The organism is Paractinoplanes tereljensis, from assembly GCF_016862435.1.
In the GTDB taxonomy this organism is placed as follows: Bacteria; Actinomycetota; Actinomycetes; order Mycobacteriales; family Micromonosporaceae; genus Actinoplanes; species Actinoplanes tereljensis.
Genome location: NZ_BOMY01000022.1, coordinates 472,428 through 488,189 on the forward strand (window position 1 = coordinate 472,428; position 15,762 = coordinate 488,189).

Sequence of the window (15,762 nt, forward strand, 5' to 3'; positions counted from 1 at the left end):
ATTCCTTGGCGACCATAGAGGTATGGGTCGGCTGCTGCGCGTCGAGGGGCTCGTGCCGGTCGCCGGGGTGCTGGCGTTCCTGCTGCTCTTCGGTGCGCTCGGCGGGCCCGCCGACCCGTCGCCGCAGGCCCGGTGGATCGGGCTCGGCGCGCTGCTGGCGCCGGCGGTGATGGCGTACGCGCATCGCGGTGCCGCCGCCTGGGCCGGGGTGCTGTCCGCGGTGGTGTGGACCTCGCTGGCCGGCAGTGTGGCCACGGCGCTTGTCGGCTGGACGTACGCGCTGATCGCCATTGCCCTCACCCGCCGCGACCGGTCCCCGACGACCGCGCCGGTCCCGCGCCGGCAACCGCCGGCGCCGGCGGCCGGCCTTCCGCATGTGGCCGTCCCGGCCGAGGTCGCCGGTTTCACCCTGCTGGTGCTGGCGACGGCCGGCTTCGTCGCCGTCCTCACCAAGTACGCCGGCACCCCGTGGCTGGCCGCCGTGATCGCCGCGTTCGGGCTGGGCTGCGCGCTGCTGGCCCGGGTCGTAGCGCAGCGCGCCCAGCTGCGCGGGCTGTTCGGCACCGCCCAGCCGATGCACGCGGTGCGGGTGGTCGAGCAGCCCGGCTACCTGCACGTGCTGCTGCCGGAGCCGAGCGGGCTGCTGGCCCTGGAGTTCGCGTTCGACGTGGCCGAGGACGCGTTCTGGGTCGACGACGACGAGGATCCGCACACCCTGCCGGCCACCCTCTACGGCGATCCGCGGCCGGGCGCCTGGTGCGCGGCCGAGGTGCGGGGCCGGGTGCACGTGCCGGTCGGGCCGGTCGGTGCGGTGATCGAGGTGGCCTACGACGCGGTGCAGGGGCTGCCCCGCGAGATCGAGGACGACGAGGAACAGCTTGTCGATCCGGAGGCGCTGCTGCCGGCCGACCGGGGGGACGCGTTCGAGTGCCGGGAGCACCGGATCGCGCCGCCCCGCGCCTGGGGCGCGACGATCGCGATCGGGCTGGGCGGGGCACTCGCGGCCGGCGAGCTGGCCCAGCTGGCCGGTCTGCCGGCGGCGGCGCTGGGCGCGGTCGCGGCGGTGGCGGCGTTCGGCGGGTACGAGTTCGGCTGGCGCACCCAGCTGCGGCCGCGGCTGCGCTGGCACGCGGGCGGGGTGGCGGCGGTCGGCTTCCGTGGCCCGGACCGGCAACCGTGGGCGACCGACAGCGCGGTGGTGCACGACGACGCCGGCACGGTGCTGCTGACCGCGGGCGAGTCGGTGCTGACCGTGCCGGTCCCGCCGCCGTGGCCGTCGGCCGAGTCGCAGCGCAGCGCCGACCAGCTCGTGGCGGCCTTGCGGGTGGCCCGCAACCAGTCGTTCGCGATCAGCCCGCTACCCCCGCCGCCCGACATCGACCTGCCGCGCCGCCCTATTGCGCTCTATGGCGCATGGTTGCTCTCTGTTGTGCTCACGGTGCTCATCCTCGGCTGAGTGCGAAGATCTGAAACACATTCCAAGTAGCGTATCTACGTGGATCTGAACACCGTCACGGAAGTGATCAGCCCCGCCGAGCCGGGCCAGTGGCGCCCGGGTGACGCCTGGTTGGGCGGGGGGACGGTGTTGTTCGCGGAGCCTCGGCCGCACCTGAGCCGACTGCTCGACCTGACCGGGGCCGGCTGGCCGGCGCTCACGCTGCGCGACGACGTCCTGGAGATCGCGGCCACCTGCACGATCGCCGAGCTGGCCGGGAGTGGCTACGAGATCGCCCGGCAGTGCTGTCAGGCGTTCCTGGCCTCGTTCAAGATCTGGAATGTCGCGACGGTCGGCGGGAACCTGTGCGCGGCGCTGCCGGCCGGGCCGATGATCTCCCTCGGGGCCGCGCTGGACGGGATCTGCCTGGTGCTGGGTCCCGACGGCGCTCGGGAGGTGCCGGTGGCCGAGTTCGTCACCGGGGACGGCGTGACCGTTTTGTCCGAAGGTGAGTTGTTGCGGTCGATCAGGGTTTCGGAAGAGACGCTGAGCCAGCCCTTTGCGATCAGGCAGGGCTCGCTCCACACCCACGGCCGCTCGGGAGTGCTGCTGATCGGCCGTCGCGCCGGCAACGGCTTCGTCCTCACGGTGACCGCAGCGACAAAACGCCCATATGTTCTGCGTTTCCCTCACATGCCAAGCGCCGAGGTCATACAAATCGCCCTCACCGAACGAATCCCCATTGACGCTTACATGTCGGATATACATGGCCTGCCGGCCTGGCGACGCCACCTGACCAGGCTCTACGCGGAGGAGATCCGGCAGGAGCTGGCCGCATGAAGATCAACGGGACCGAGCACGAACAGACTCCCCGACCCGGCCAGTGCCTGCGCACCTACCTGCGCGAACAGGGCTGCTTCGGGGTCAAGAAGGGCTGCGACACCGGCGACTGCGGTGCCTGCACGGTGCACGTCGACGGCAAACCGGTGCACTCCTGCGTCTACCCGGCGTTCCGGGCCGCCGACAAGACCATCACCACGGTCGAGGGCCTGGCCGGCGAGGACGGCCTGCACCCGGTGCAGCAGGCGTTCCTGGACGCCCAGGGCTTCCAGTGCGGCTTCTGCACGGCCGGTCTGATCATGACGACCGCCGCGCTCAGCGACGACCAGCGCGCCGATCTCCCGCGTGCTTTCAAAGGCAACCTCTGCCGTTGTACGGGCTATCGCGCCATCGCCGACGCCGTGGCCGGCGTGGTCAACGCGGCCGAACCGGCCCCCGGCACCGCGGTCGGCGCCAACCTCGGCGCCCCGGCCGGCCCGCAGGTGGTGACCGGCACCGCCCGTTACACGTTCGACCTGGACGTGCCCGGGGTGCTGCACCTGAAGGTGGTGCGCTCGACCGTCGCCCACGCGCGCATCGCCGCGATCGCCACCGAGGCCGCGCTGTCGGTCCCGGGCGTGGTGGCGGTGTTCACCCACGCCGACGATCCGGGCAAGCTGTTCTCCACCGCCCAGCACGAGAACGTCGGCGAGGACCCCGCCGACTCCCGCGTGCTGGACGAGGTGGTCCGTTTCGCCGGCCAGCGGGTGGCCGCGGTGGTGGCGACGAGCGAGGCGGCGGCCGAGGCGGGCTGCCGGGCGATAAACGTCGAGTACGACCTGCTGCCCCCGGTGTTCACCCCGGCCGCGGCGATGGCGCCGGGCGCGCCCCAGCTGCACGCCGCCGAGCGCAACGTGATCGGTGAGCTGCACGCCGAGATGGGCGACGTGACCGCCGGGTTCGCCGAGGCCGACGCCGTCTACGAGCAGACCTTCACCACCGCCCGGGTCCAGCACGCCAGCCTGGAGACGCACGGCGCGGTCGGCTGGCTGGACGACGACGGCCGCCTGGTGATCCGCAGCAGCACCCAGACCCCGTTCCTGACCCGCCGCGAGGTCGCGTCCCTGTTCGACCTTCCCCTCGACCGGGTGCGGGTGATCGCCGGGCGGGTCGGCGGCGGCTTCGGTGGCAAGCAGGAGATGCTTGTCGAGGACCTGGTCGCCCTGGCCGTGCTGCGGCTGGGCCGGCCGGTGAAGTGGGAGTACACCCGGGCCGAGCAGTTCACCGGCGCCACCACCCGGCACCCCTTCGAGGTCACCCTCAAGGCCGGGGCCAAGGCCGACGGCACGCTCACCGCGCTGCAACTGGCGGTCGTGGTCAACACCGGGGCGTACGGGAACCACGGCCCGTCGGTGATGTTCCACGGTTGCCACGAGTCCCTCGCGGTGTACCGCTGCGACAACAAGAAGACCGACGCGGTCTGCGCGTACACCAACACCGTGCCGGCCGGCGCGTTCCGCGGCTACGGCCTGGGCCAGGTGTCGTTCGCGGTCGAGTCGGTGCTCGACGAGCTGGCCCGGATGCTCGGCCTCGACCCGATCACCGTGCGGGAACGCAACATCGTCCGGGCAGGCGAGGCGTTGCTGGCCCCGGGCGACCACGTCGAGGACCTGTCGATCGCCAGTTACGGCCTGGACCAGTGCCTGGACCACATCCGGGCCGCGGCCGGCGCGCCGGTGCCGCCGGTGCCGGACGGCTGGCTGGTCGGCGACGGCATGGCGATGGCGATGATCGCGGCCGGCCCGCCCGGCGGGCACTACGCCGACGCCACCGCCACCCTGCTGCCGGACGGCCGGTTCGAGATCGCGGTCGGCACCGCCGAGTTCGGCAACGGCAGCACCACCGTGCATGCCCAGATCGCGGCGGACATGCTGCGCACCACCCCGGACCGGATCAGCGTGCGGCAGTCCGACACCGACGTGGTGCGGCACGACACCGGCGCGTTCGCGTCCACCGGCGTCGTGGTGGCCGGCAAGGCGGTGCTGCGGGCGGCGACGCGGCTGTGGGAGACGCTCGTGCAGGCGGCGGGCGGCCGTGACCTCGACGAGGCCACCCTCAAGGAGATCGCGGCCAAGGCCGGCCGGCCGCTCACGGCCGAAGGCCACTTCGACGGTACGCCGCGGTCGGTCGCCTTCAACGCCCAGTGGTTCCGGATCGCGGTCGACCCGGACACCGGCGACCTGCGCATCCTGGGCAGCGTGCACAGCGCCGACGCGGGCACCGTGATGAACCCGCTGCAGTGCCGCGGCCAGATCGAGGGCGGGGTGGCCCAGGCGCTCGGCTCCACCCTGGCCGAGCACGTCGACATCGACGCCGACGGCCGGGTCACCACCACCGGGTTCCGGCAGTACCACCTGCCGACGTTCGCCGACACGCCGCGCACCGAGGTGCTGTTCGCCGCGACCGGCGACGCGATCGGACCGCTGGGCGCCAAGTCGATGAGCGAGAGCCCGTTCAACCCGGTCGCCCCGGCCATGGCCAACGCGCTGCGCGACGCCACCGGGGTCCGCCTCACCGACCTGCCGTTCACCCGGGACCGCATCTGGGCCGCCCTGGAACGGGCGGCTAGGACCTGATCTCGGCCGTGACCAGGGCGGGTAGCAGCACCGTGAAGGTGGAGCCCTGGCCCACCTCGGAGCGGACCGCGACGGTGCCGCCGTGCTCGGAGACGATGTTGCGGACGATCGCCAGGCCCAGGCCCGGGCCCTGCACCGCCTGGTCCATCGCGTTGGCGGCCCGGTGGAACGGGGTGAACAGGCCGGACAGGTCGTCGGCCGGGATGCCCATGCCGGTGTCGGTCACCGTGACCACCGCGTTCGGGCCGTCGACGGTCAGCCGCAGCTCGAACCGGCCGCCGGACGGCGTGAACTTGATCGCGTTGTCGACCAGCTTGCGCAGCGCCCGCTCCAGCTGAACGCCGTCGCCGCGGACCCACGCCGGGTCGACCTCGAGCACGCTGTCCACGTGCTTGGCCTCGGCCGCCGCGGCCAGCTCGCCGTGCACCCCGGTGACCATCGCGGCCAGGTCGACCGGCTCCGCCTCGGTGCCGATCCGCTCGTTGTTGCGGTCCAGCAGCAGCAGGTCGGCCACGGTCGCCTGCAGCCGGTGGGCGTTGCGCAGGATCGCGGCCAGGCTGCGCTCCTGCATCGGGGTCAGGTCGCCCGGTTCCCCGTCGCTGAGCATCTCGGTGTAGCCGAGGATGCTGGTCAGCGGGGTCCGCAGCTCGTGCGTGACGGTCGAGACGAAGACGTCCTTCTGCTCGTCGAGCACCCGCAGCTCACTGATCAGCCGGGACTGACGCAGCTGCAGCCGCTGCTGGCGGAGCGCGTGGTCGATCTCCCGGCCGAGCCCGGCCAGCACGGTTCGTTCCTCCTCGGTCCATTCCGGCCGGTCCGGGCGGACCACCAGCACCAGTCCGGGCGGGCAGTCGCCGTCGCCGCTGAGCGGCACCGCGAGACCGCCCGGCAGGCCGGCCACGTCGCGGGCCTTGCCCGGCTGGCCGGCCCGGATCCGCTGGATCAGCTCCGGGTCCAGCGCGGGGGCCTGCTCCGGCCAGCTGACCGCGAAGGTGGCGCCGCGCAGGACGGTGCAGCGGCCGTAGACGGCCTCGGCGCCGAGCGCCGCACCGATCATCCGGGCCAGCCGGCGCCCGGTCTCGACCGGGTCCTCCCGCTTGGCGCGCAGCTCGGCCGCGACCCGCTGGCGCAGCTCGCCGGTGCTGGCCCGGGCCTGCTCGGCGGTGAGCAGGCGCTCGATCTCGCCGGCCAGGTCGTTGAGGGTGCCGATGACGGCCCGCATCTCGGCCGGGCCGGTCTCCTCGGCGCGGGCGCCGCGCTCGCCCTCGGCGAGCCGGCGCAGCGTGTGCCGGATGTGCTCGACCGGTTGCAGCAGGTGCCGCTGGTGCAGGAAGGCCAGGCCGAGGCCGGTGATCAGGACGAGTACGGCGAGCCCGGCGAACAGCAGTTGCACCCGGTTGGTGGTGCGCTGGTCATCGGCGACCATCCGGGCGTGCTCGGCGTCGACGGCGGCGGCCACCGCGGCGTTGGCGGTCCGGACGTCGTCGAACAGCCCCCGGCCCTGCGCGGCCCGCAGCGGGTCCATGTCGATCGTGTCGGCGTTGACGATCGGGATCCCGTACCCGTAGAGCCATTGTTCCGCCGCGGCGCGCTCCGCCTCGACCAGCGCGGTGATCTCGGTGTTGTCCACCCCGGCGGCAAGCCGGTCCAGCTCGACGAAGGCGCCCCGCCGGCCGCTGTCGTAGGGCCCGAGGAAGGCGCGGTCGGCGGTGAGCTGAAAACCGCGTACCCCGGTCTCGGCGTCGGTCATGTACTGCAGCACCGACCGGTTGGAGTCGAGCATCCACTCGATCTTCGCGACCCGCTCCGCGTGGCCGGCCTGCAACCGGTCCCCGGCCACCAGTTGCAGCGTGACCAGGGTGAGGAACAGGATGCACAGGATCGCGAACCCGGCGGCGATCCGCCGCCGGAGGTTCATCGGTGGCCCACGGCGACGGCCGCCGCGGCCGGCAGGGTGAAGATGACCGTGGTGCCGCCGCCCGGGGTGTCGGTGGCGGCGATCCGCCCGCCGTGCCGGTCGACGATCCGCTGGCAGGTCGACAGGCCGACCCCGTGCCCGGTTCGGGCGGCCGGGTTGACCTGGGCGAACATCTCGAAGACGCGGGTCCGCTGGTCGGCCGGGATGCCGACGCCGTTGTCGGTGATCGCGACCACCCACTCGGCGCCGTCGCGGTGGGCACCGATCGCGATGCGGCAGGGGCGGTCCGGGTGCCGGTACTTGAGCGAGTTGCCGATCAGGTTCTGCAGCAGCTGCCGGACGAGGGTGGGGTCGCAGTCCACCGCCGGCAGGTCGCCGCTGACCGTCACCGCGGCGCCGTCGACCCGGTCGCCCAGGTCGGACAGCGCCAGGTCGACCAGGTCACCGAGGCGGGCCGCCTCGAACCGGCAGGGCGCGTTCCCGACCCGCGCGTACGACAGGAGCGAGGTGATCAGGCCGGACATCCGGTGCACCGCGCGGCGCGCGGAGCCGATCCAGCCAGCTGCCTGCTGGTCGGCGGCGTTACGGTCGGCGAGCATCTCCAGGTAGCCGCCGACCACGCTGAGCGGGGCGGCCAGGTCGTGGCTGACCACGGCCGCGAAGTTCTCCAGTTCGGCGTTGGAGCGGCGCAGCTCGGCGATGGTGGCGGCCCGGTCGGCGTGCGCGCGTTCCAGCTGGGCGTGCTGGGTGCCCAGCTCGATCGCGAGCTCACCGTTGACCCGGGCCTGCCGGCGACGCTCGAACAGGGCCAGGATCACCAGCGCCAGGTCCTCGAGCCGGGCCACCTGATCGTCGGTCAGCTCGCCCGGCACGGTGTCGAAGACGCAGAGCGAGCCCAGCGCGTACCCCTGCGGGGTGACCAGCGGCATCGACGCGTAGAACCGCACCCGGCCCAGCTCGCCGGTGACCCACGGGTTGACCCGGTAGACCGGGTCCTCGGCGGCGTCCGGGCGCTGCACGAACTCGCCCTTCTCGAAGTGCACCGCGCACATCGAGTCGGCCCGGGCCGAGATGCTCCCCTCGAAGCCGAACGAGGTGAGCTGGCACTGCCGGTTCTCGTCGATCAGGTTGAGGGTGGCGTTGGGTACGCCGGCGACCATCGCGGCCACCCGGACGACCGCCTCGAGCTCGTCTCCGGCCGGCAGGTCGAGCAGGCGGTACTCGTGCAGGGCGGCGAGGCGTTCCTGCTCGCGGGTGGTCACCTTGCTAAATTCGGCAGGTGACCACCCGGTCCTGAGTTTTCAGCCGCCGAAGGCGATCTGGGTGCCCGGCGCGGTGAAGTCGTCGTAATCGTCCCCGGATGCCGTACGCAGGGTCTTGGCCACCGCCACGATCACCTGGGCCTGGATGGCGCTGCCGACCTTGTTCGACGAGCTCTTGGGGTCGGCCGCGATGCCGGCCACCACCGCCTTGCGGGTGAAGCCGACGAACGACTCGGTGGTGTTGTCCTCGGTGCTGCCGGTCTTGCCGGCCACCGGGCGGCCGCCGAAGATCGAGTTCACCGAGGTGGCGGTGCCGCCGTCACACTTGCCGTAGGTGCTCTGCTGGCCCACCGGGCAGCGGGCCGCGTCGGTGGCGGCCCGGGCCACCTCCGGGTCGAGCACCTGCTTGCAGTTGCTCGGAAGGCTGACCTTGGTGCCGTCCGGCCCGGTGATCGAGTTGACCGGCAACGGCGAGCAGTAGGTGCCCTCCGAGGCCACCGCCGCGTACGCCGCGGCCATCTCCAGCGGGGTGGTGTCGATGACGCCCAGGGTGAACGAACCCCACTGGTCGGCGCTGTTCGCGGCCATGTCGGCGTCGCTCTTGGCAGCGAAACTGATGCCGAGCTTCTTGGCCATCGCCACCGCGGCAGCCGAGCCGACCTGCTCCTCCAGGTGCACGAAGTAGGTGTTCACCGACCGGCCGAAGGCGTTCCACATGGTGCGGTAGCCGTCCATCCAGCTGGGGTTGCTGTTGCCCGGGCAGTAGTAGCCGTTGCAGGTGCCGGCCCCGCTCGCCGGGTACTGCGACTGATATTTGGCCGGCGAGTCGAAGCCCGAGTTCAGCGGCATCCCGGCCTCGAGTGCGGCCAGCATGGTGAACATCTTGAAGGTCGAACCGTAGGGATAACCGGTGACGCCGGAACTGCCGCTGATCAACGGATTCACCGTGTTCTCGGTGCCCTTGGCGGTCGAGTACTTCCGGTTGATCGCGAGGGCGAGGACCTTGCCGGTGCCCGCCTCGACCGCCGCGATCGGCGCCACCTTCGAGCTGTTCAGGCCGTAGACCGAGCGGGCCTGTTCGCTCGCCTGCTTCTGCACGGCCGGGTCGAGGGTGGTGACGATGGTGTAACCGCCCCGGCGCAGCGCGGCGTCCCGCTCGGTGCTTGTCGCGCCGAACTGCGTCTGGGTGTCCCACCAGCGCTGCACGTAGTCGCAGAAGAAGCCCCAGCCGTTGGCCTTGCCGGCCGCGGCCACGCAACCGTTGGGCTGGGTCTTGCCGGAGTACTTCAACTTCTCCGCGGTGGCCGCCTTGTGCTGCGCGGCGGTGATCATGCCGGCTTTCTCCATGGCGCTCAGGACGTACTCCTGGCGGGCCTTGGCCTTGGTTTGTGAGCCGGTGCCGACCGGGTTGTAGGCGTCCGGCGACTGCGCGATGCCGGCGATCAGGGCCGCCTGGGCCAGGTCGAGCTTGGCCGGGGTGGTGCCGAAGATGCGCCGGCTGGCCGCCTCGATGCCGTAGGCGCCGTCCCCGAAATACACGATGTTCAGGTAGTTCTGCAGGATCTGTTGCTTGGAGAGTTTCTGCTCCAGCGCGATCGCGTAGCTGATCTCCTTGAGCTTCCGGGCCGGGGTGTCCTCGGTCGCGGCGGCCCGCTCGGCGGCGGTCAGGCTCGGGTCCTCCTTGAGCACGTTCCGCACGTACTGCATGGTCAGCGTGGAGGCGCCCTGCTCGGCGGTGCCGGCCCGGGCGTCGTTGACCAGCGCCCGCGCGACGCCCTTGACGTCGACGCCGCCGTGCTCGAAGAACCGGACATCCTCCGCCGCGACCATGGCGTTCTGCATGACCGTGGCGATCTGGCCGAGCGCCACGTCGTGCCGGTCCTCGTCGTAGAACGTCGTGATCAGCGTCTTGCCGTCGTTCGCGTAGACCCGGGTGACCTGGGCACTGGACGGCGTGAGCAGCTGCGTGGGCAGCTCATCCTTCTGTTTGTCGGCCCATTTCGTGCCGGCGAGGACGAGCGTGCCGGTCGGGATGGCGGCCACCCCCACGAGAACACCGACAAGCAGCAGCACGCCGCCGAGTCGGCCCAGGGCGCCGCCGCGCCTTCTCTTCGGTTCGGGGTGGATCATCCGCAAGGTCCTTTCGACATGAGTCCTTCAGTCGGTACCACCGTTTTCTGAGATCAAGCTGGGTTTCGTTACTGATCCGTAACCTTCGGGCCCGCTTATACACGTGGTGACCATCACAACGGACAACCGGTATCGATCTGTCCAGATTAAGGACGGAATTCCGGCTCTCACGATGAGCAAGGTCACTCAGTGTCACCAAGATCCAGTGACTTGGGTTACTGACTGGTAGGTCTGCCACTTGTAGTCCGTGACCTGGGGCGGCAACATTTCCCGCACGTTAAACGACGGCATCGACGGGATTCACTGCTGGCGGTTGATCGATAGGGTCTCCCGTCGATGCGAGCCCATAGCCGTGTGGCCCGCGAGAGTCGTCTCATCAATAGGAGGATCCGTGAAGGATGCGCTGAGCGCGCAGGGCGAGGGGCGCACCAACTGGCGCCGTTTCGCCATTGCCGCCGTCATCCCGGGTGCTGTCGCCGGAGCGCTGGTCGCGGGTGTCGCGTCCGGAGCGCTGGCCGCCAGCTTCTCGGTGTCGGGCACCACGTTCAAGCTGTCCGCCGACAAGCTCGTCGGCAACGGCTTCACGCAGTACAGCGGGGCCCTTGGCACCGAGGCCGGCAAGACCGACCCGACCAAGAACATCCCGGCCGCGATGTCCGGCATCAAGACTGCGCAGATCTACAACCTCTGCCAGACGGTGAAGGTCGGCACCTTCGTCCTTCGCATCGAGGCCGGCAAGGACGCGGCCCACCCGGTCGAGGCTTCCGACCTGGTCATCGGCATGTCGGAACTGAGCGGCGACGCGACGTTCAAGAACATCGACATCGGGGTTGACGCGGGCACGCTGACCCGCGACGGCCGCCCCGGCTCCGCGCACGGCGAGGCGGGCACGAAGGCCTTCGGCCAGGAGGCGGAGAGCGTCACGATCGACGGTCTCAAGCAGGTCGCGTACTCGACCTCGGCGTCCACCTTCAAGCTCACCGGCATGCGCTTGAAGCTTTACCTGGCCGGTGGCCAGGAGTGCTTCGCCGACCAGTAGTGACTAGGGCGGGGCTCGCGGGTAATCTCCCGCGAGCCCCGTTCATGTTCCGCCTTTATCCGTAATTTCTGGAGGACCCGTGGCGACCGACAACTTCTGGGGCAAGTTCCGCCGCTGGCGGCGGCTCCGCCCGTTCTGGGGCGGTCTGTTCCTGATGCTCTCGGCGGTCGAGCTCTACATGAGCGCCAACCTCACCCTTAACGGGATCGAGGTGCACCTCGGGCCGCAGGGCTTCCTCTCCTACCTGATCCCGCTGATCCTGCTGGTCAGCGGAATCCTGATCTGGGTCACCCCGGCGCAGCGCCTGTTCTACGGCATCGTCGCGCTGCTGGCCGCGCTCTACTCGTTCCTCGGCCTCAACCTCGGCGGCTTCTTCATCGGCATGCTGCTCGGCATCCTCGGTGGCGCGCTGGTGATCGCCTGGGGCCCGCCGCGGCCCAAGTCCGGCACCGAGCAGGACCAGCCGCCGACCGGCGAGCCCACCGACCACGACGAGGACGAGCCGCAGGACGCGGGCGACGACATCTTCGGCGACCGGTCCCCCACGCAGGAGGACATCGAGGAGACCCAGCAGATCCAGATCGCCGGGCACGACGACCGGCCGCACGATTACCAGCCGGTCCGGCCGGCCGGCCAGGCGTCCTTCTCGGCGCCGGCCCCGCGCCCGGGCGTCTCGCGGTTGAGCCGGAACAAGAAGAAGGCCGCGGTGCTCGCGCTCGTCCCGGTGGCGGTCACCGCCACCATCCTCGTGGCCGGCAGCACGCTGCCGGCCAGCGCCGACGAGTGCCCCGAGGGCCTGCCGTCCCGCTCGACCTCGGCCACCGCTACTTCCGCGACGACCACAACCGCGGCTGCTGCTGCCGCCGCCGCGAAGAAGAAAACCACCGCGCCTGCCGCGGCCAAGACGACCACTCCCGCTGCCACCACCACTACGGGTACGGCCGATACGGCCGACGACAGCAGCGGCAACCCCATCCTCGACGGCCTCGGTGACCTCGTCGACGGCGTCAGCAACCTGCTCGGCATCAGCGGCGAGGAGTCGTCGTCTCCGAGCGAGTCGCCGTCCCCGTCGGAGTCAGCCACCTCCTCCGCTCCGGAAACCACGGCTCCGTCAACCACCGAGCCGACCACGGCCGCTCCCACCACCACGGCTCCCTCCGCTACTTCGGCCGCGGCCACCACCGCCACCACCAAGCCGGCGTCGGTGCTGCCCACCGCGAGCGGCGACGAGATCCCCTGCCTGGGTGCCCGCCAGTTCGGCCTGCAGGCCAGCGCCGACGACATCCCGAAGGTCGCCGGCGAGCCGGGCCTGATGGAGGTCGACTCGCTGACCATGTACAACTCGACCTACGACGGCGTGGTCGACATGCCGCGGACCGACGGCACGAGCTACAAGGCGCTGAAGTTCAGCATGGACAAGGCGGTCAACAAGCCGTTCAGCCTGACCATGAACGAGCCGAACGGCAGCAAGACGGTCATCACCAGCAAGGAACTGACCACCGACGGAACGGTGAAGTTCTACACCCCGGAGTTCAAGGGCAACCTGTTCGGTCTGATCCCGGTCACCTTCACCCCCGAGTCACCGCCGCCGCTGACGCTCCCGATCCTCTGGTTCACCGACGCGAAGATCAAACTCTCTTACGTACGCTGTGACGTCCTGACCGGCAAGCCGTTGAAGATCGCGGGTTAACTCTTCCCCCGACGCTCCCGCCAAGCGGCGACGACCCGGTCGGCGTCAACCGGCGGGAGCACCACGGGTGGGCCGTCCATCAGGCCCACCCGAGCCTTACGAAGCCGCTCGTTGAGCTCGGCCAGGTGATCCCGCACCTCACCCTCGGTGCGCAGCCGGTCAACCTTGACCTCGAGATCCTCGACGTCGCGCCGCAGGGCCAGGGTAGGCGGAATGACCCCCGCGGTGGCGCCCTCCCGCTCCAGCCAGTCCTTGACCCACCAGTCCTCCTGGTACTCCCGCCCGGCGTCCGGAAGCGGTTTCCCGAGCCCTTTCAGCTTGTCGAACTCGCCCCGCTCAGCGGCCTCCCGCAGCTGCCGGTCGATCGACGACTCATACCAGTGCACCATGCCTTCTACGGTAACTTCCGCCCCGCGAGACCATTGGCCCGCGCATAGCTGAGCGCGACCGGCGGCGCCGCCCCACCGGCACCCACAGCTTCAGCGGCAGCGACCGCAGCGGCCAGCGCAGCCCGAAACAGCAGAGACCCGGTGCTGACCCGAGCTACCCCGAGCTCGGCCAGCCGCCCAACGGTCATCCCCGGCAGAAGCAGTACGTTGAGCGGCCCCCCAAGCTCCCCGACGAGGGCCCGAATCTGCTCGTCGTCGGCCACCGCAGGCACAAAGATGCCATCCGCCCCCGCCGCCAGATAGGCCCGCCCCCGAGCAACCGCCTCCCCAAGCTCCCCCCGACCACTCACCGCCGAACCGGGAAGAGCGGCGGGCGCAGGCACGGCCGCGGCCATAGCCGGGGCGGCGGGCCCGGGCACGGCTGCGACCGAGGCTGCGGGCGCGGCCGGCGCGGCTGCCGCGAGCCAGTGGGTGTCGGTTCGGGCGTTGATGAACAGCGTGGGGACCCGGGCCCGGACGGCCGCGATCAGCTCGGCCTGGGCGGAAACCTCGGCGAGGGTGCCGTCCGGGCGGCCGTCCTCGATGTTGATGCCGGCGGCACCGGCCTCGGCCAGGTCGGCGGCCAGGTCGGCCACCTCGGCCGGGCCGCCGCCGAAACCCGCCTCGATGTCGACGGTCAGGGGAACGCCGAGACGGCCCCGCAACGCGCGGACCAGGGACAGGGTCTCGTCCCGGCCGTATCCCTGCCCGTCGGGCAGACCAGCGGCGGCTGCCACACCCAGGCTGGTCGTGCCGATCGCGGCGAAGCCGGCCTCGGCCAGGGCCAGGGCGGATGCCACGTCCCAGGCGTTGGGCAACAGCAGCGGAGCGCCGGGGCGATGCAGGGCACGGAAGTCGGTCATACCGCGAACGGTAGGCGCGGAACACTTCGGCCACGGCCGAAGATTGTCGTACCCCCGGCGTAAGTTGATCGAAGCTTCAGCCCCTGCCGAGGAGGACTGTCCCCATGTGCCGCAACATCCACCAGCTGCACAACTTCGATCCCCCGGCCACCGCCGAGGAGATCCACGCCGCCGCCCTGCAATACGTGCGAAAGGTCGCCGGTGCCGCCCGCCCGTCGCAGGCCAACCAGGCCGCCTTCGACCAGGCCGTGGCAGCGGTAGCGGCAGCAACGGCCGACCTGCTGGCCGAACTGGTCACCACCGCCGCGCCAAAAAACCGCGAGGAGGAAGCCGCCAAGGCCCGAGCCCGAGCCGAACGGCGCTACGCCTCCTAACCGGCGAGCCCGCCCAGACGCACCCTCACCGATAACCCGGCGCCGGCCCCCAAACGCGCCTCCCGGCAACCCACCAGGCGAGAAGGTGCGGGCATCCGGCCCCCAATGCGCTCTCCCGACAACCCACCAGGCGAGAAGGTGCGGGCCCCGGCCCTCAAACACGCTCTCCTGACAATCCGGCGGGCGACAAGGTGCGGGCCCCCCGTCCCCCAAACGCGCCCTTCCCGACAATCCAGCGGGCGACAAGATGCAGGCCCTGGGCCCCCAAACGCGCCCTCCCCGACAATCCAGCGGGCGAGAAAGGCGCAGGCCTCCCGCCCCCTCGCTGGCGATGACAATGCCGACTCCGCCGCCGGGGAGAGGCCCGACCGCCCTCTCCATCCGATTCCGAGGCACGCCCCCGGGGCGCTACCAGTCGGCTTTCTTGCGCTTCACTGCGTCCTTTCCAAACGCGCTCGATGCGGCGCACATTCGACAATGTTTGGCGGATAAACCGGGCCGCACACGTGAATTTTGGCATGATCGACAAGAGATGTCGGTGGGCTTTCCGAGTCGGGCTGAGGGATAATTTTCACATGCGACAGATATCATTGTTCTCCCCGTCAGAACTCGCGGCCATGCGCGATCGGACCGCCCGGCGAAACTATTCTCCCCTTGGCGAGCAATTCCGCCGCGAGCATCAAATTCATCGCGATTGGGGTAAAGCCCACCGGCACGAGCAGCGAGAGTGGCGGATACTGGCCGGCTCGCGTGATCCACGCGATGCGCCAGTCATCGACGAAAGCCGCAACGGCCTGAACCGACCCCGGCCACCTTCCCGCGCGGCGCCGGCGGGCATGGGCGCGTCCGCGGACACCGGCGCGGGCACGGGCACGCCCGCGAGCACCGGCACGTCCGCGGGCACGGGCACCGGCACGTCCGCGGACACCGGCACGTCCGCGCGGGCGCGGGCGCGGGCACCGGCGCGCGCAGGGGCGCGTCCACGGGCGCGGGCACCGGCGCGGGCAGGGGCGCGTCCGCGGGCGGCAGCCCGGCAAGGCCGCCTCGCCACGCCGATCCGGCCGCCCTCGCCAGTTCCGCGGAGAGCGGAGGGTGATCATCGGCACGGGCCGCACAGAACGGCCTGAGGCTGCCCAACCCGGAACCAGTCGCGCCCGACACCGTTCGG

11 protein-coding genes are annotated in these 15,762 nt (G+C 71.1%); 6 read left to right on the top strand and 5 right to left on the bottom strand.

Going from position 1 to position 15,762, the window contains the following annotated elements; translation table 11 throughout:
- Positions 1-22: 22 nt before the first annotated feature.
- From Ate02nite_RS49440 to Ate02nite_RS17305, 3 genes are read left to right on the top strand one after another with little or no spacing between them, the layout of a single operon-like run.
- Positions 23-1,456 carry a hypothetical protein gene (locus Ate02nite_RS49440; protein WP_203806576.1) on the top strand — a complete coding sequence of 478 codons (1,434 nt, stop codon included), beginning with the start codon at positions 23-25 and terminating at the stop codon, positions 1,454-1,456.
- 39 nt (positions 1,457-1,495) lie between these two features.
- Positions 1,496-2,275: an FAD binding domain-containing protein gene (locus Ate02nite_RS17300; RefSeq protein WP_203806578.1), complete on the top strand. Its 780-nt coding sequence runs from the start codon at positions 1,496-1,498 to the stop codon at positions 2,273-2,275.
- Positions 2,272-4,890 (top strand): molybdopterin-dependent oxidoreductase, encoded by a 2,619-nt coding sequence (locus Ate02nite_RS17305; protein ID WP_203806580.1) that lies wholly within the window; start codon positions 2,272-2,274, stop codon positions 4,888-4,890. The genes Ate02nite_RS17300 and Ate02nite_RS17305 overlap by 4 nt, the downstream gene beginning before the upstream one ends.
- Here Ate02nite_RS17305 and Ate02nite_RS17310 read toward each other — a convergent pair.
- Genes Ate02nite_RS17310 through Ate02nite_RS17320 form a run of 3 tightly spaced genes read right to left on the bottom strand, consistent with a single transcriptional unit; the run spans position 4,880 to position 10,200 of the window.
- Complete coding sequence (locus Ate02nite_RS17310; RefSeq protein WP_203806582.1) at positions 4,880-6,808, bottom strand: ATP-binding protein; 1,929 nt, start codon at positions 6,806-6,808, stop codon at positions 4,880-4,882. The genes Ate02nite_RS17305 and Ate02nite_RS17310 overlap by 11 nt on opposite strands.
- Positions 6,805-8,070: a sensor histidine kinase gene (locus Ate02nite_RS17315; protein ID WP_203806584.1), complete on the bottom strand. Its 1,266-nt coding sequence runs from the start codon at positions 8,068-8,070 to the stop codon at positions 6,805-6,807. Before Ate02nite_RS17315 ends, Ate02nite_RS17310 begins: the two co-directional genes overlap by 4 nt.
- 39 nt (positions 8,071-8,109) lie before the next feature.
- Entirely contained in the window at positions 8,110-10,200 is a 2,091-nt protein-coding gene (locus Ate02nite_RS17320) for a transglycosylase domain-containing protein (RefSeq protein ID WP_203806586.1), read from the bottom strand.
- A 391-nt stretch (positions 10,201-10,591) separates the two neighbouring features.
- On the opposite strand from Ate02nite_RS17320, the gene Ate02nite_RS17325 reads away from it, so the two are divergent.
- On the top strand, positions 10,592-11,239 hold the full coding sequence (locus tag Ate02nite_RS17325; protein ID WP_203806588.1) for a DUF6230 family protein: 648 nt from the start codon (positions 10,592-10,594) through the stop codon (positions 11,237-11,239).
- Positions 11,240-11,318: 79 nt separating this feature from the next.
- Positions 11,319-12,929 (top strand): DUF6114 domain-containing protein, encoded by a 1,611-nt coding sequence (locus Ate02nite_RS49445; RefSeq protein ID WP_203806590.1) that lies wholly within the window; start codon positions 11,319-11,321, stop codon positions 12,927-12,929.
- Here the strand turns inward: Ate02nite_RS49445 and Ate02nite_RS17335 are convergent.
- Positions 12,926-13,318 carry a DnaJ family domain-containing protein gene (locus Ate02nite_RS17335; protein ID WP_203806592.1) on the bottom strand — a complete coding sequence of 131 codons (393 nt, stop codon included), beginning with the start codon at positions 13,316-13,318 and terminating at the stop codon, positions 12,926-12,928. The two genes, Ate02nite_RS49445 and Ate02nite_RS17335, sit on opposite strands and share 4 nt — an antisense overlap.
- Positions 13,319-13,323: 5 nt before the next feature.
- Positions 13,324-14,220, bottom strand: coding sequence for an isocitrate lyase/PEP mutase family protein (locus Ate02nite_RS17340; protein WP_203806594.1), 897 nt, complete (start codon positions 14,218-14,220; stop codon positions 13,324-13,326).
- A 104-nt stretch (positions 14,221-14,324) separates the two neighbouring features.
- On the opposite strand from Ate02nite_RS17340, the gene Ate02nite_RS17345 reads away from it, so the two are divergent.
- Positions 14,325-14,594 carry a DUF2277 domain-containing protein gene (locus tag Ate02nite_RS17345; protein WP_203806596.1) on the top strand — a complete coding sequence of 90 codons (270 nt, stop codon included), beginning with the start codon at positions 14,325-14,327 and terminating at the stop codon, positions 14,592-14,594.
- Positions 14,595-15,762: the final 1,168 nt, after the last annotated feature.

Excerpts from the sequence above, each read along its gene's own strand:
- Ate02nite_RS49440 (WP_203806576.1), top strand. The coding sequence starts at position 23 with ATGGGTCGGCTGCTGCGCGTCGAGGGGCTCGTGCCGGTCGCCGGGGTG.
- Ate02nite_RS17305 (WP_203806580.1), top strand. The coding sequence starts at position 2,272 with ATGAAGATCAACGGGACCGAGCACGAACAGACTCCCCGACCCGGCCAG.
- Ate02nite_RS17310 (WP_203806582.1), bottom strand. The coding sequence starts at position 6,808 with ATGAACCTCCGGCGGCGGATCGCCGCCGGGTTCGCGATCCTGTGCATC.
- Ate02nite_RS17320 (WP_203806586.1), bottom strand. The coding sequence starts at position 10,200 with ATGATCCACCCCGAACCGAAGAGAAGGCGCGGCGGCGCCCTGGGCCGA.
- Ate02nite_RS17335 (WP_203806592.1), bottom strand. The coding sequence starts at position 13,318 with ATGGTGCACTGGTATGAGTCGTCGATCGACCGGCAGCTGCGGGAGGCC.
- Ate02nite_RS17340 (WP_203806594.1), bottom strand. The coding sequence starts at position 14,220 with ATGACCGACTTCCGTGCCCTGCATCGCCCCGGCGCTCCGCTGCTGTTG.
- Ate02nite_RS17345 (WP_203806596.1), top strand. The coding sequence starts at position 14,325 with ATGTGCCGCAACATCCACCAGCTGCACAACTTCGATCCCCCGGCCACC.